At 70.0% G+C, this 14,706-nt stretch carries 14 protein-coding genes; 10 read left to right on the top strand and 4 right to left on the bottom strand.

Translation table 11 applies throughout. The features are described 5' to 3' along the window. The first annotated feature begins 71 nt into the window (after positions 1-71). Complete coding sequence (locus tag ACIQ7D_RS34465) at positions 72-1,073, top strand: TAXI family TRAP transporter solute-binding subunit (RefSeq protein ID WP_403944661.1); 1,002 nt, start codon at positions 72-74, stop codon at positions 1,071-1,073. A 94-nt stretch (positions 1,074-1,167) separates the two neighbouring features. Here the strand turns inward: ACIQ7D_RS34465 and ACIQ7D_RS34470 are convergent, their stop codons facing one another. Both ACIQ7D_RS34470 and ACIQ7D_RS34475 read right to left on the bottom strand, forming a co-directional pair. Beyond that, positions 1,168-2,571 (bottom strand): ATP-binding protein, encoded by a 1,404-nt coding sequence (locus tag ACIQ7D_RS34470; RefSeq protein WP_403944663.1) that lies wholly within the window; start codon positions 2,569-2,571, stop codon positions 1,168-1,170. A gap of 7 nt (positions 2,572-2,578) precedes the next feature. After that, complete coding sequence (locus ACIQ7D_RS34475) at positions 2,579-3,286, bottom strand: response regulator transcription factor (RefSeq protein ID WP_403944666.1); 708 nt, start codon at positions 3,284-3,286, stop codon at positions 2,579-2,581. A gap of 286 nt (positions 3,287-3,572) precedes the next feature. On the opposite strand from ACIQ7D_RS34475, the gene ACIQ7D_RS34480 reads away from it, so the two are divergent. From ACIQ7D_RS34480 to ACIQ7D_RS34515, 8 genes are all read left to right on the top strand, one after another. After that, entirely contained in the window at positions 3,573-4,358 is a 786-nt protein-coding gene (locus ACIQ7D_RS34480) for an amino acid ABC transporter ATP-binding protein (RefSeq protein ID WP_403944668.1), read from the top strand. A gap of 104 nt (positions 4,359-4,462) precedes the next feature. Continuing rightward, positions 4,463-5,302, top strand: a complete 840-nt coding sequence (locus ACIQ7D_RS34485; RefSeq protein ID WP_403944670.1) for a glutamate ABC transporter substrate-binding protein — start codon at positions 4,463-4,465, stop codon at positions 5,300-5,302. Positions 5,303-5,377: 75 nt separating this feature from the next. Next, a complete protein-coding gene (locus ACIQ7D_RS34490; protein ID WP_403944673.1) occupies positions 5,378-6,052 on the top strand; it encodes an amino acid ABC transporter permease in 675 nt (224 codons plus the stop codon). Then, complete coding sequence (locus tag ACIQ7D_RS34495; protein ID WP_403944676.1) at positions 6,049-6,951, top strand: amino acid ABC transporter permease; 903 nt, start codon at positions 6,049-6,051, stop codon at positions 6,949-6,951. Before ACIQ7D_RS34490 ends, ACIQ7D_RS34495 begins: the two co-directional genes overlap by 4 nt. Before the next feature lie 146 nt (positions 6,952-7,097). Further along, on the top strand, positions 7,098-8,756 hold the full coding sequence (locus ACIQ7D_RS34500; protein WP_403944678.1) for an FAD-dependent monooxygenase: 1,659 nt from the start codon (positions 7,098-7,100) through the stop codon (positions 8,754-8,756). Between the two features lie 71 nt (positions 8,757-8,827). Beyond that, a complete protein-coding gene (locus tag ACIQ7D_RS34505; RefSeq protein ID WP_309506048.1) occupies positions 8,828-8,875 on the top strand; it encodes a hypothetical protein in 48 nt (15 codons plus the stop codon). A gap of 166 nt (positions 8,876-9,041) precedes the next feature. After that, a complete protein-coding gene (locus tag ACIQ7D_RS34510) occupies positions 9,042-9,539 on the top strand; it encodes a cysteine dioxygenase (RefSeq protein ID WP_403944715.1) in 498 nt (165 codons plus the stop codon). Further along, entirely contained in the window at positions 9,536-9,922 is a 387-nt protein-coding gene (locus ACIQ7D_RS34515) for a rhodanese-like domain-containing protein (protein WP_403944679.1), read from the top strand. Before ACIQ7D_RS34510 ends, ACIQ7D_RS34515 begins: the two co-directional genes overlap by 4 nt. A gap of 337 nt (positions 9,923-10,259) precedes the next feature. Here ACIQ7D_RS34515 and recX read toward each other — a convergent pair whose 3' ends face one another. Together recX and recA are read right to left on the bottom strand one after the other, a co-directional pair. Next, the gene (gene recX, locus ACIQ7D_RS34520) at positions 10,260-10,841 is read right to left on the bottom strand and encodes a recombination regulator RecX (protein WP_403944681.1); all 582 of its coding nucleotides are present in this window, start codon (positions 10,839-10,841) and stop codon (positions 10,260-10,262) included. Between the two features lie 9 nt (positions 10,842-10,850). Continuing rightward, positions 10,851-11,975, bottom strand: a complete 1,125-nt coding sequence (gene recA / locus ACIQ7D_RS34525) for a recombinase RecA (RefSeq protein WP_403944682.1) — start codon at positions 11,973-11,975, stop codon at positions 10,851-10,853. 968 nt (positions 11,976-12,943) lie between these two features. Here recA and ACIQ7D_RS34530 point away from each other — a divergent pair. After that, entirely contained in the window at positions 12,944-14,581 is a 1,638-nt protein-coding gene (locus ACIQ7D_RS34530; protein ID WP_403944683.1) for an alpha/beta hydrolase, read from the top strand. Positions 14,582-14,706 lie beyond the last annotated feature (125 nt).

Here is a 14,706-nt window from a genome sequence, read left to right on the forward strand (position 1 = left end):
GGCGCGGAGGTGGGTGGCGAGTCCTGGACAGGGCCTGGCCATCACGGGGAGTGAGCTGACAGGATCGGCGCATGGTCATCCTTCCGTCCCGCCTCAGCCGCGGCCGCGCCCTGCGGGGAGCCGCCGCCGGGCTGGTGGTGCTCGGGCTGCTCGTGTGGTGGCTGGCGCCGATCGGCCCGGCGTCGCCGAGCGGTTCGGTCACCTTCAGTACGGGCGTGACGACGGGGGTGTACCAGCGGTACGGGACGCTGCTCAAGGAGGATCTGGCGCGCGACCTGCCCCGAGTCTCGGTCGATCTGCGGGACAGCGAGGGCTCCCAGCAGAATCTGGCCCGGGTGGCGACGGGCGAGGCCGACTTCACGATCGCCACCGCCGACGCCGTCGCCAAGTACCGGAAGGACGGCAGCCCCGGCGCCGCCGGCCTACGCGGCTGCGCCCGGCTGTACGACGACTATGTGCAGCTCATCGCCGCCAAGAGCGCCGGCATCGGCTCCGTGGAGGAGCTGCGGGGCAAGAAGGTGGGCGTGGGCCAGGAGGGATCGGGGGTCCGGCTGCTCGCGGAGCGGATCCTGGCGGCCGCCGGGCTCGATCCCGCGCAGGACGTCAGCCCGGTCCTGGCCGGGATAGACACCATGCCGGGCCTGCTCGAAGAGGGGAAGCTGGACGCCTTCTTCTGGTCGGGCGGGCTGCCCACCAACGCCGTGCAGGAGCTGTCCGCGCGCTACGACATACGGCTGGTCCCGCTGGACGCCGCGCTGATCGAGAAGTTGCACACCTCGGGCGGCGCTGCCGCGCGCTACTACCGCTCGGCCGAGATACCCGCCGACGCGTACGGCGGGATACGGAGCACGGCCCCCGTCCCCACGGTCGCGGTGGCCAATCTCCTCGTGACCAACGACGGGATCGACTCGGATCTGGTGGAGGGCTTCACCCGTACGGTGATCAAGAGCCGGGACCGCATCGGCCACCAGGTGCACCCCGCCCAGTTGGTGGATCTGCGGACCGCCATCTACACGGACCCGCTCAAGCTGCACAAGGGCGCGACGCGCTACTACCAGTCGGTCAAGCCGTAGGGCCGGATCGGCCGGGCACGCGGTCACGCCCGAAGGCGCCGAACGCCGACGCGGCGCGCGCAGCGGCTCGACGTCGGCTCGGCTCGACGCGTGGTCAGGGCGCCGTTCTCGGGACGCTGACGGTGACCCGCAGACCGCGCGGCTCGCCGTGCGCGTAGGTGATGGTGCCGTCGCCGGCCGCGAGCAGCGCCCGTGTGATGGAGAGACCGAGCCCCGATCCCTTGATGTTCTGGTGGCGGTTGCTGCGCCAGAAGCGGTCGCCGATCCGGGACAGTTCCTCGTCGGTGAGCCCGGGACCGCCGTCGTTGACGACGACGGTGGAGGTCGCGCCGTTACGGGCGACCGTGACGGTCACCTCCTCGCCGGCGGGGGTGAACTTGAGGGCGTTGTCGATCACGGCGTCCAGGGCGCTGGAGAGGGCGATGGGGTCGGCCCAGCCGGTCACCGCGGCGCGGTGCTCGGTCAGCCGTACGCCCTTCTCCTCGGCCAGCGCCCGCCAGGCCGCGACCCGCTCGGCGGCGACCTCCCCGATGTCGGTGACCCGCAGATCGGCGGCGGTGTGCTCGGCCAGCGCCAGATCCAGCAGGTCGTCGAGGACCTGCGCCAGCCGCTTGCCCTCGGTGCGTACGGAGGCGATCTCCGCGTTCCCCTCGGGCAGTTCGAGCCCGAGCAGCTCGATCCGCAGCAGCAGTGCGGAGAGCGGGTTGCGCAACTGGTGGGAGGCGTCCGCGACAAAGGCGCGCTGCTGTTCCAGTACGTCCTCGACGTTGTCGGCCATCTCGTTGAACGAGCCGGCCAGCCGCCGCAGTTCCGGCGGACCGCCCGCGGCGGCGACGCGCGACTTCATCCGGCCGGTGGCGATGTCGTGAGTGACGGCGTCCAGGACCCGTACGGGCTTCAGCACCCACCCGGTCAGCCGGATGGCGGCCCCGACGGCGACGAGCAGGGCCACCGCCTCGCCCGCCCCGATGACCAGCCAGCTCCGCAGGGTGCGCGAACGCATCTGGCCGGTCGGCGAGTCGGTCACCACGACGGCGACCACGTCCCCGTCCCGTACCACCGGCGAGTCCACGATGAGCCGGCCGTTCTGCCAGGGCCAGACCTGCTCGGGGTCGTCGCTGCGGCGGCCCAGCAGGGCCTCCTGGAAGGACTGGCGCCCTGTGCCCTCCGCGGGCACCCGCCAGCCCTTCGGGGCGCTGGCCATGGCCTCGCCGTCGCGGTAGAAGACGCCGACCCTGATCCCGTACACCTCGTGGTAGCGGGTCAGTTCCTCCTCCAGCAGGTCGCGCCGTTCCTGACTGCCCGCGCGGCCCTCCGTACCGGTGCGGCCCTCGGAGACGAACTGTGCGAGGGCCGCGACCCTGGCCGTGTCGTCGATCCGGTCGATGACGACGTCCTGCTGTTCGGCGGCGGCGCGGCTGACGGCGAGCGGGAACCCCAGGGCGAGGAGCACGGCCGCCATGAGAATGATCAGCAGCGGCAGGAGTCGGGAGGTCACCGGGCCGCTACGACCCCGGGTGCGGGGCCGGGACGACCAGCCGGTAGCCGACCCCGCGTACGGTCTCGATCAGCGCGGGCATGCCGAGTTTGGAGCGCAGTGACGCCACATGGACCTCCAGCGTGCGCCCCGTACCCTCCCAACTCGTACGCCACACCTCGCTGATGATCTGTTCCCTGCCGAAGACGACTCCGGGGCGCTGCGCGAGCAGGGCCAGCAGGTCGAACTCCTTGCGGGTGAGCTGTACGGGTATGCCGTCGACGGAGACCCGGCGGGTGGGCAGTTCGAGCGTGAGGCGTCCGAGCCGCTGGGCCGCCTCGTCCGGGTGCCCCGGTTCGTCCCCGCCCACGGCGCGCCGGCTGACGGCGTGGATACGGGCGAGGAGTTCGCCGGTGTCGTACGGCTTGACCACGTAGTCGTCGGCCCCGAGGTTGAGGCCGTGGATCCGGGAGCGTACGTCGGCCCGCGCCGTCACCATGATCACCGGGGTCGAGGTGATCTTCCGGATCTTGCCGCAGACCTGGTAGCCGTCCTGGTCGGGCAGTCCGAGGTCGAGCAGCACCACCGCGAACGGCGGTCTGCCGCCGGAGGGCAGGACGGCCTGCAGCGCCTCCTCGCCGCTGCGGGCATGGACGACCTGGAATCCGTGCTTGGCGAGCACGGCGGACAGTGCGGCGGCGACATGGTCGTCGTCCTCCACGAGCAGCAGCCTCACGGGCCTCCTTTTCGGTCGCGATCCCGAATGTCGGGATCTTGAGTCATGTCCGATGTAGGTGTCTACGTATCTGGCATCCATGCCGATGGCGCCGCGCCAGTCAAGAGCCTTCCCGTTACACCGAGGTTTCCGTTACCCACCCGGTACTCCTCGCACTGCCCACTTCACACGGAGTGTCCGGTTGCGGCCGGATCGTTATGCTCAATTTCAGCTCAGATGTAATGACGCTGATCGCAGTGCGTGACTAGGGTCCTCCCCAACCGAGTGAGGACGGAGCAAAAAGCCGATGAGCGGAGTGTCAGCGACCAAGGACACCGGGAGCGCCGGGCCGGCGACGGGCGACCTGGTCGTACTGAGCAACGTGAACAAGCACTTCGGCGCGCTGCATGTGCTCCAGGACATCGACCTGACCATCGCCCGTGGCGAGGTCGTGGTCGTCATCGGACCCTCCGGGTCCGGCAAGTCCACACTGTGCCGCACCATCAACCGTCTGGAGACGATCGATTCGGGTTCCATCTCGATCGATGCCAAGCCCCTGCCCGACGAGGGCAAGGAACTGGCGAAGCTGCGTGCCGATGTCGGCATGGTCTTCCAGTCGTTCAACCTCTTCGCACACAAGACGGTGCTGGAGAACGTCACGCTGGGCCAGATCAAGGTCCGCAAGACGGACAAGAAGGAGGCCGAGGCAACCGCGCGCACGCTGCTCGACCGCGTGGGCGTCAGCTCGCAGGCCGACAAGTACCCCGCCCAGCTCTCGGGCGGACAGCAGCAGCGTGTCGCCATCGCGCGGGCTCTGGCGATGAACCCGAAGGTCATGCTCTTCGACGAGCCGACCTCGGCGCTCGACCCCGAGATGATCAATGAAGTACTCGAAGTCATGCAGCAACTGGCTCGCGACGGAATGACGATGGTCGTCGTCACGCACGAGATGGGCTTCGCCCGCTCCGCCGCGAACCGGGTCGTCTTCATGGCCGACGGCCGGATCGTCGAACAGGCGACGCCCGACGAGTTCTTCAGCAATCCGCGCAGCGACCGTGCCAAGGACTTCCTCTCGAAGATCCTGCACCACTGACTCACCAGTTCACGGCTCTTCTCAGCGTCTTACGGCTCTTCCACGGCTCTACCGAGTCCGGCAGAACCTGATTCGTTCACGTCTCACTTGAGGGAAGTTCACGCATGAAGCTCCACAAGGCAAGCGCGGCCGCGGCCGCCGCACTGGTCCTCTCCCTGACCGCCACCGCCTGCGGCGGCAAGAGCGAGGAGAACGGCGCCGGAGGTTCCGGTGGCGACAAGATCACCATCGGTATCAAGTTCGACCAGCCCGGTCTCGGTCTGAAGAAGCCGGACGGCACCTTCGCGGGCTTCGACGTCGACGTCGCCACGTATGTCGCCAAGGAACTCGGCTACGACGCCAAGAACATCATCTGGAAAGAGTCGCCCAGCGCCGAGCGCGAGAACCTGATCTCCAACGGTGACGTGAAGTTCGTCGCCGCGAGCTACACGATCAACGACGAGCGCAAGAAGAAGGTCGACTTCGCGGGCCCCTACTTCCTGGCCCACCAGGACCTGCTCGTCCGCGCGGACGACAGCTCCATCACCAAGGCCGCGGACCTGAACTCCAAGAAGCTCTGTTCCGTCACCGGCTCCACCTCGGCGCAGAACGTCAAGGACAAGCTCGCCCCCAAGGCGGACCTCATGGCCGTCGGCGGCTACTCGGAGTGCCTGACCGGTCTGGAGAACAAGGCCGTCGACGCCCTGACCACGGACGACTCCATCCTCGCGGGATACGCCTCGCAGAAGGAGCACCAGGGCAAGTTCAAGCTTCTGAGTCTCAAGCTCAGCGACGAGCCCTACGGCATCGGCCTCAAGAAGGGCGACACCGAGCTCCAGAAGAAGATCAACGCCGCGCTCACCAAGATGGAGTCGGACGGTTCCTGGGAGAAGGCCGTGAAGGCCAACTTCGGGCCGGCCAACTACAAGAACGAGCCCGCCCCCAAGATCGACGCCGCGAGCTGAGAGAAGCAGTGACGCGCCGCCGGCCGGGCCGGCGGCGCGTACCGACCAGCAAACCAGGGGAGAGCGCGGGGCATCGTGTTCGACTTTCTTGATTCCGGGCAGTATGACCTGCTCGGCGCCTTCTGGGTGACGGTGCAGCTCACCCTCTATTCCGCAGTGGGTTCCCTGATATGGGGAACGCTGCTGGCCGGGATGCGTGTCAGTCCCGTACCACTCATGCGTACCTTCGGTACCGCGTATGTCAACGTCGTCCGTAACACCCCGCTGACCGTGGTGCTCGTCGGCTGTTCGCTGGGGCTGGGCCAGACGCTCCAGATCAAGCTCGGCGGCGAGAACTTCGAGTCCATCGGCTTCCGGCTCGCCGTACTGGGCCTGGTCGCCTACACCGGCACCTTCGTCTGCGAGTCCCTGCGCTCCGGCATCAACACCGTGCCCGTCGGGCAGGCCGAGGCCGCCCGCGCGCTGGGGCTGAACTTCTTCCAGGTGCTCACGCTGATCGTGCTGCCCCAGGCGTTCCGCTCCGTGGTGGCGCCGCTGGCCAACGTGCTGATCGCGCTGACGAAGAACACCACGATCGCCGCGGCCATCGGCGTCGCCGAAGCCTCGGCCCTGATGAAGACCATGATCGAGAACGAGAGCAGCGCGCTCTTCGCCGTCTTCGCGGTGATCGCCTTCGGCTTCGTCGTTCTCACCCTCCCGACCGGCCTGCTCCTGGGCTGGGTCAGCAAGCGCGTGGCGGTGAAGCGATGAGTGGCACGTCCGTTCTGTACGACGCCCCGGGCGCCAGCGCCAAGCGGCGCAACATCCTCTACACGGTCGTGTTCCTGGCGCTCATCGCGCTCGCCGCCTGGTGGGTGCTGGCGACCATGGCAGAGAAGGAACAGCTCGCGTCCGAGAAGTGGAGCCCGTTCGTCACGGACTCCGCGGTCTGGACGACATATCTGCTGCCCGGACTCGGCGAAACGCTCAAGGCCGCGGCCCTCGCCATTGTGATCGCCCTGCCCTTCGGCGCGCTGCTCGGTATCGGCCGGCTCTCCGACCATGCGTGGGTCCGCATTCCGGTCGGCGTGGTCGTGGAGTTCTTCCGCTCCCTGCCGGTGCTGATCATGATGGTGTTCGCCAGCGCGCTGTACGTCCAGTTCAGCAATGTCTCCTCGGACCTGAGGCCGCTGTACGCCGTCGTGACCGGTCTGGTGCTCTACAACGCATCGGTCATAGCGGAGATCGTCCGGGCCGGCATCCTCACACTGCCGAACGGCCAGACCGATGCCGCGAAGGCGATCGGGATGCGCAAGGGCCAGACCATGTCGTACGTCCTGCTGCCGCAGGCCGTGACCGCGATGCTGCCGGCCCTGGTCAGCCAGCTCGTGGTGGTCGTCAAGGACACGGCGATCGGCGGCGCGGTCCTCGGCTTCTCCGAACTGCTCTCGCAGAACCGTACGATCACCGCGAACTACGGCGCTAACACCATCGCCGCCCTCGTCGTCATCGCCCTGATCTACATCGTGCTGAACTTCGCGCTCACCAGTTTCGCCGGGTGGCTGGAGCGGCGGCTGCGGCGCGGCAAGAAGAGCACCGGCGCGGTCCTCGGAGCCGAAGACCTGGATCTGGCCAAGACACCGGGGGCCTCCACGGGCGACCTCTCCTGAGTCGGGCGGGACAGGGGGTGTGCGCGCCGCCCAGCCCGTCGCTTGACGCGGGCACCCCCAGTAGGTTGCATACGTTCTGTGATCACACACCGGGCTCCTGCCGCCGCCCTTGACCGTATGACCGCACGGGCCCGAAGGGGCGCGCCGTGGACCCGGTGATCGTTGTCGGCGCGGGCCCGGTCGGGCTCGCGCTCTCGCTGGCCCTCGCCGCGCAGGGCGTCCCCTCCGTCGTGCTGGACGAGTCCACCGGCACGGCCGAGCCACGCCCCGCGCGGACCGCCGTACTACGGCCGGACACCTCGGCGCTGCTGGCCCGGCTCGGCTGCACCACCCTCGGTGACGAGGGCACACACTGGGTCGGCTGGCGTCTGATGCGGCGCAAGCAGCTCATGCGGGAGCTGCCGCTCGGCACGGCCGGTGACGGCTCCCCGGCTCCGCTGCACATCCCGCAGCACGCGCTGACGCGCGGGCTGCGCGCCGCCATCGCCGAGGAGGGCCTGATCCGGCTGGTCCCCGGCAGCCGGCTGGACGCCCTGGAGCAGGACGGCCACGGGATCACCGCGCACACCCGCGGTCCCGGGGCGACCTGGTGGCGCGGCAGCCATCTCGTGGGGTGCGACGGCGCCCGCTCCACGGTCCGCAAGCTGCTCAGCATCCGCTTCCCCGGGCGTACGGCGGTGGAGCGGCACGCGGTCGCCGCGCTCCGCGTGGAGCTGCCGTGGCCGGACGAGGCGCTGCTGCACCGTCGGCCGCCGTGGCCGGGCGGCGGCGAGGAGGTGTCCGCCAGGCCGCTCTCGGACGGTGTGTGGCGGCTCGACTGGCTGCTGCCCGCCCGCGGCGACCTGGTGACGCCCGAGGCCCTGGTGGCGCGTTTACGGGACACCCTGGCCGGCTGGTGCGGCGAGACGCCGCCGTACGACCTGCTCGACACGGGCGTCTACACGCTGCACCACCGGCTCGCCCGGCGCTGGCGCGCGGGCCGCGCCTTTCTCGCCGGGGACGCCGCGCATCTGCTGGGCGCCGTCGGCACCCAGGGCCTCGACGAGGGGCTGCGCGACATCGGCAACCTCGCCTGGAAGCTCGCCGAGGACTGGCACCACGGGGCTTCGGAGACCCTGCTGGACAGCTATCAGGCCGAGCGGCGCACCGCCGTGGCCGCCCGGCTGCGCGCGGCCGACCAGTCGCTGCCGATACTGCGGGGCGGCGGCGGGCTGCGTACGTACGTGCCGGGTGCGACGCGTGGGCACGACACGCTGCTCGCCGACGGGCATCTCGGGAACGGTTCGCTGGGCGCACCACCCGCCTACCCGCACTCCCCTCTCGCGCCTCCGTACGCCGGGACGCAGACGACGGTGGGCACGCCCCCCGGGGGCCAGGTCGACGACGTACGGGTGACGGCGCCGGACGGCACGACCACGCGCCTCGGCGACCGGCTGGGCCGGGGGCGTCTGCTGGTGGTGCTGGTCGCGCCGGGCACCGGGGTCTGGGACCGGCGGCACTGGATGACGGCGGGAGTGATGCCGCGGCTGGCCGACGCGGTGGCCGCCCTGCCCGTACGGGCGGAGCTGCTGGTCACGGAGGCGTACCCGGGCGCCTCCGCGCACAGTGTCCTGCTGGTACGGCCGGACGGGCACCTCGTGACGGCCTTCGGCGGGGTACGGCCCGAAGACCTCTACGCGGCGGCGGACGCGGCGCGCGGCGGCGCGCCCCACGCGCCCTCGGGCGCCGTCGATCCGCCGGCGGCGCACACCGTCCCGAAGCCGAACGCTCCGGTAACCCCTGACCACACCGCGAACATCAATTGACCGCCACGGGCTCACATGGTGTACTCCGAATCGTGACCGACACCGATGTGCGCCTGTGGCGGAGGGTCCATATGGACCTGGTCCGCTATGCGGGCTGCGTGTGTCGCCCGTCCTGTTGATTCGCCGCTTCTCCACCCGCGCCCGCCGCTCCGTGCCGCGGCAGGGCACCTTCGCGAACCTCTCAGGACGGTCACCATGTCGCTTCTTCCCGTAGGTACCTCCGCTCTTCCCGTAGGCACCTCCGCGCCCGCCCATCGGGCCGCACCGGCGACACCGGTCGCCCCGATGGGCGGGCCCTCCCCCGCCGAACTGCTGGACTTCGTCCGCGGCACCGCCGCCGACAGCGCGCTGATCGCCTCACTCCCCCTCGACCCCGAGGGCCGTACATGGATCCGGCTGGACGGCCCCGGGGGCAGCGAGGCGTGGCTGATCGGCTGGCCGCCCGGCACGGGCACCGGCTGGCACGACCACGGCGGCTCGCACGGCGCTTTCGCCACGGCCTCAGGAGCGCTCAAGGAGGACTCGCTGGCGGCGCGGCTGCCCACCGAGGGATGGAAGACCCTGGAGCTGGCCGAGGACGTGGACCGTGAACGTCAGCTGACGGCGGGCGAGGGCCGGGCGTTCGGCAGGCACCATGTGCACGAGGTGCGCAACGAGTCCGGCGACACCCACGCCGTGTCCGTCCACGCGTACTACCCGCCGCTGCCGCTGATGCGGCGCTACAGCCGCACGGGCCAGGTGCTCCGGCTTGAGCAGGTCGAGCGTCCCGAGGAGTGGCAGTGAGCGAGCGGGTGGGCATAGACGAGCTGCTGGAGCGGGTCCGCGCGGACCTGGACCGGCTGGAGCCCCGGGAGGCGTTCGAGGCAGCGGCGGACGGCGCGCTGCTGGTGGACATCCGGTACGCGGCGCTGCGTGAGCGCGACGGGCTGATCCCGGGAGCACTGGTGGTGGAGCGCAACGAACTGGAGTGGCGGCTCGACCCGCAGGGCAGCCACCGCGCCCCGGAGGCCACGAGCCATGAGCTGCGGGTCGTGGTCGTCTGCAACGAGGGGTACGCGTCGAGCCTCGCGGCGGTCTCCCTGCGGCAGTTGGGAGTGCACCGCGCGACCGACCTCGTCGGAGGGTTCCAGGCGTGGAAGGCCGAGGGACTGCCCGTCGCACGGTGAACGCGTGAGCGCGCCACCGCGCCCGTACGCGGCTACGTCGGGGTACGCCGGACCACCACACCGGGCCGGAAGTCCGGATCCAGGCCCGGGCGAGGACGAACGCCAACGCGGACCGAGCCCGGGCGGGGGCGCGCCGGCCGGTGCCCTGGGCGGGCGCCATGGGCCGGGCGGAGGCCGGGTGCCTGGGCGGGTCCGGGTGCACAGGACGCGCCGATGGCCGAGCGTGAGCTGATGCCGGTGCCGGTGCCGGAGCCGGTGCCGGTGCCGGTGCCGGAGCGTGAGCAGCGTGCACCGGCAAGGCCGGTGCACGGATGGCCGGCGCGGCGAGTGCCTGGCTCTAGTACGCGCCCTCGTCCAGCCCCTCGGTGTCCTCGCCCTCCTCCTCCAGCGCCCGTTTGACGACCCGGAGCGCCATGCTCTCCGGATACCCCTTGCGCGCCAGCATCCCCGCGAGCCGACGCACACGTCTGTCCCGCTCCAGGCCGCGGGTGGCACGGAGTTTGCGGGCGACCAGCTCGCGGGCGGTCTCCTCCTCCCGCTCGGAGTCGAGCTGCCCGACCGCCTCGTCGATCAGGGCGGACTCGACACCCTTCGTACGCAGCTCGCGCGCGAGCGCGCGCCGGGCCAGACCGCGGCCGTGGTGGCGCGACTCCACCCAGGCGTCGGCGAACGCCGCGTCGTTGATCAGCCCCACGTCCTCGAAGCGGGAGAGCACCTCCTCCGCGATGTCCTGCGGGATCTCCCGCTTCTCCAGCGCGTCCGCGAGCTGCTTGCGGGTGCGCGGCGTGCCGGTGAGCAGGCGCAGACAGATCGCCCGCGCCCGCTCGGCCGGGTCCTGGGGCGGCAGCTCCTGCTCGGCCCTCGACGAGTCGGAGCTGCCGCCCGGCCTTTCGGCCCGTCGCCTCTTCGCATAAGGCACGGTGCCGGACTAACTCTTGGCCGCTGCCGACTTGGCCGACCTGGCCTTGGAGGCGGCGGCCGCCGGCTTCGCCGGCTCGTCCCCCGGGGCGGGGGCGCCCGCCGCATCCGCGCCCGGCTCTGCCGTCGGCGCCTGCGGCTGGACCCCGACCCCCAGCTTCTCCAGGATCTTCTTCTCGATCTCATTGGCGAGATCGGGGTTGTCCTTGAGGAAGTTGCGGGAGTTCTCCTTGCCCTGGCCGAGCTGGTCGCCCTCGTACGTGTACCAGGCGCCGGCCTTGCGGACGAAGCCGTGCTCCACGCCCATGTCGATCAGGCCGCCCTCGCGGCTGATGCCCTGGCCGTAGAGGATGTCGAACTCGGCCTGCTTGAAGGGCGGTGCCACCTTGTTCTTGACGACCTTGACCCGGGTCCGGTTGCCGACGGCCTCGGTGCCGTCCTTCAGCGTCTCGATACGGCGGATGTCGAGCCGGACCGACGCGTAGAACTTGAGCGCCCGGCCACCGGTCGTGGTCTCCGGCGAGCCGAACATCACGCCGATCTTCTCGCGGAGCTGGTTGATGAAGATCGCGGTGGTCTTGGACTGGTTGAGCGCGCTGGTGATCTTCCGGAGCGCCTGGCTCATCAGCCGCGCCTGGAGACCGACGTGCGAGTCGCCCATCTCACCCTCGATCTCCGCACGCGGCACCAGCGCCGCGACGGAGTCGATGACGATGAGGTCGAGCGCGCCGGAGCGGACCAGCATGTCCACGATTTCGAGGGCCTGCTCCCCGTTGTCCGGCTGGGAGAGGAGCAGATTGTCGATGTCGACGCCGAGCTTTCTCGCGTACTCGGGGTCGAGGGCGTGCTCGGCGTCCACGAAGGCCACCGAGCCGCCCAACCGCTGCGCGTTCGCCACGGCGTGCAGCGTCAGCGTCGTCTTGCCGGAGGACTCCGGACCGTACACCTCCACCACGCGGCCGCGTGGCAGGCCGCCGACGCCGAGCGCGACGTCGAGCGCGGTCGATCCGGTGGGGATGACCTCGACGGGGTCGTTCGGCCTGTCTCCCATGCGCATCACTGCGCCCTTGCCGAATTGCCGTTCAATTTGTGCGAGAGCGGCGTCGAGCGCCTTCTCACGGTCGGTTCCTGCCATGGGTTCCACCCGATTTGCTTGAGTCGATCGCTTCACGTCAATGACGCTATCCCCTGCCACTGACAACGCGTCCCCGGCGCCTCCCCGCCTGTGGACAACCTCGGACGATTCGTCCGGGCCGGCCGCCAGCCAGCGACCCTCCCATAAGAATGGATGTTCGATTTTGGTGTCAAGTGACACGCGCCGGGCCCCACGGTCCTCCCGTGAACCTGTGCCATCGAACCTTGATCATTGCCATCGAAGGTTGATGATCAGTAAGTTCGTGCCACCGAAGTTCGAGTGGCACGGAGTGCTGGTGTGTCGGGGGTGGCGGTGGGGGACTCGCGGATGCGTACGCGCATCCGGACCTTGGGGTGTTTGACCTGGGGTTTCTGGAAGATGGGGTACAGGTTCGACGGTCTCTCGCGGCCTGCTGGGGTGTCCGTTTCGAGAACGTAGCGCCGGTGCGTCCGTTCCGCTGGCCCAAGGGCGGGGAGAGTTTCGCGGGTTGGTACTTGTCCGCGGCGGCCAGACGTGGAGCCCCCAACTGTTCGGGCTGCGCGGTACGCCCAGGATCGAACCCCTCTGGGGCCACCTCGCCGACACCACGACCGCGGCACGTCTCTGGGCGGCCAGCCGCGATCTGACGCTCACCGCACCGACAAGGTTCGGAGACTGAGAGCGCGGCGACCGAAGGCGGCGAAGTAGACGCCCGACCGGATGAGATCGGACAAGCGGTCAAGTCCGTGTGGCAAACAGTCAAGATCTCGTGACACAGGACACCGAGCGGACGGGCCGGCGAGTGAGCGCCCGAGTGGGGCACCGCCCGCCGTCGAAGACGGTCCGCCCCCTACAACTCCGGTACCACCCAGGACCGTTGTGTCATTCCCTGGGTGTACGGGATGTGCAGCCCGGCGAGGGATCCGCGCGCAGGGCCCGTTCCTGAATGATCTTTCCTGTCCGAACATACGACCGGAAGGATCGATATCGTGCGCAGACGACGTCTCGCGCCCCTGTTGGCCGTGAGTGTCACGGCCACGCTGGCTCCCGTGCTCGCCACCTCGACGGCCACCGCCGCTCCGGCCGCCACCCCGTCGACCGTCTCCACGTCCGCCGCCAAGGGCACGCTGGACCGGTATGTGAAGCAGAAGCCACAGTGGAAGCGGTGCGACGCCGACGCTCCGGCGGAGTTCGAGTGCGCCACGGTCAAGGTGCCGCTGGACTACCGGGTTCCTGGGGGCAAGCAGATCGACCTGGCCATATCCCGGCTCAAGAGCACCGCGCCCGACAAGCGGCACGGTGTCCTGTTCTCCAACCCCGGCGGTCCGGGCGGACAGGGGCTCTACATGCCGCTGGGGATGCAGGACAGGCTCCCCGAGTCCGCGCGGCAGAAGTACGACCTCATCGGCTTCGACCCACGCGGGGTGGGACTGAGCAGCCCGGTCTCCTGCGACCTGGAGCCGGACGAGGAGAACTGGCTGCGGCCGTACAAGGAGGAGACGTTCGACAGACACGTCGCCTGGGCACGCGACGTCGCGGCCAAGTGCAAGGAGAAGGCGGGCGACACGCTCCCGCACATCACCACGCGCAACGCCGCGCGCGACATGGATCTGCTCCGGGCGATTCTCGGTGAGAAGAAGATCTCGTACGTGGGGTACTCGTACGGCACCTATCTGGGCGCCGTCTACACCCAGCTCTTCCCGGGCCGGGCCGACCGGTTCGTGCTGGACAGCGCGATCGATCCGGCGCGCGCCTGGCGGGGGATGGTCCAGTGGTGGGCGGAGGGCGCCGAGCCCGCGTTCGACCGGTGGACCGAGTGGGCCGCCGAGCGTTCGGAGAAGTACGGCCTCGGTGACACCCCGAAGGAGGTCGGCCGGACCTTCTGGGACCTTGTCGCGCAGGCCGACGAGAAGCCCATCGAGGTGGAGGGCTGGCCGAACACCGGTGACGACATCCGCAGCGGTATGCGCGCGGCGGTCTTCAGCCCGGAGTACGCCACCGAGGGGCTCGTGGAGCTGAAGAAGGCCGCGGCCGGCGAGCCCGCATCCGCGAAGAAGCTGGCGGCGTTCACCGGATCCGAGGGTGCCGGGACGGCGGGCACCGCCGCCGAGCTGCCGTCCGACAACATGACGGCGAGCATGCTGGCCGTCATCTGCGGCGACAACTCGGCCGCATGGTCCCGCGATCCCGAGAGTTACCGGCGGGACGCCATCGAGGACAAGGGCCGTTACCCGCTCTTCGGTGACTTCGCGTCCAGCATCAAGCCCTGTGCGTTCTGGGACAGGTCCGTGGAACCGGCGACCGAGGTGAACAACAAGGTCGGCTCCCTGGTCGTGCAGAACGAGTGGGACTCGCAGACCCCGCTGCCCAGCGGTCAGGCCCTGCACGCCACTCTGAAGGGCTCGAAGATGGTCACCGTCCTCGGCGGCGAGGGCCACGGCGTCTACCCGAACGGCAACGCGTGCACCGACGGCACGGTCACCGACTACCTGCTCACCGGCAAGCTCCCGGCGAAGGACGTGACCTGCCGGGCGACGGCCGACTCGAACGCGGAGGCACGGAAGAACCAGAAGCGGGACGTGCTCCCCGGGTCTCCGCTCCCGCAGCGTGCCCCGGACCGCTTCTGACCCCGGTCGCACGGCCAACCCCGGTCGCACGGGCCATTGCCGTATGACCCCTTCATGACCTCTTGAGGACGGGGCGGGGCCTCCTGACGTGGCTCCGCCCCGTATCGTCCCGTCCCGCGTCGTCG

The sequence above is a fragment of the Streptomyces sp. NPDC096310 genome (genome assembly GCF_044763125.1).
Lineage (GTDB): Bacteria > Actinomycetota > Actinomycetes > Streptomycetales > Streptomycetaceae > Streptomyces.

Bases quoted from the DNA above. Each gene is read 5' to 3' on its own strand.
- ACIQ7D_RS34510 (WP_403944715.1), top strand. From the start codon at position 9,042: ATGGGCGGGCCCTCCCCCGCCGAACTGCTGGACTTCGTCCGCGGCACC.
- ACIQ7D_RS34485 (WP_403944670.1), top strand. From the start codon at position 4,463: ATGAAGCTCCACAAGGCAAGCGCGGCCGCGGCCGCCGCACTGGTCCTC.
- recA (WP_403944682.1), bottom strand. From the start codon at position 11,975: ATGGCAGGAACCGACCGTGAGAAGGCGCTCGACGCCGCTCTCGCACAA.
- ACIQ7D_RS34495 (WP_403944676.1), top strand. From the start codon at position 6,049: ATGAGTGGCACGTCCGTTCTGTACGACGCCCCGGGCGCCAGCGCCAAG.
- ACIQ7D_RS34465 (WP_403944661.1), top strand. From the start codon at position 72: ATGGTCATCCTTCCGTCCCGCCTCAGCCGCGGCCGCGCCCTGCGGGGA.
- ACIQ7D_RS34480 (WP_403944668.1), top strand. From the start codon at position 3,573: ATGAGCGGAGTGTCAGCGACCAAGGACACCGGGAGCGCCGGGCCGGCG.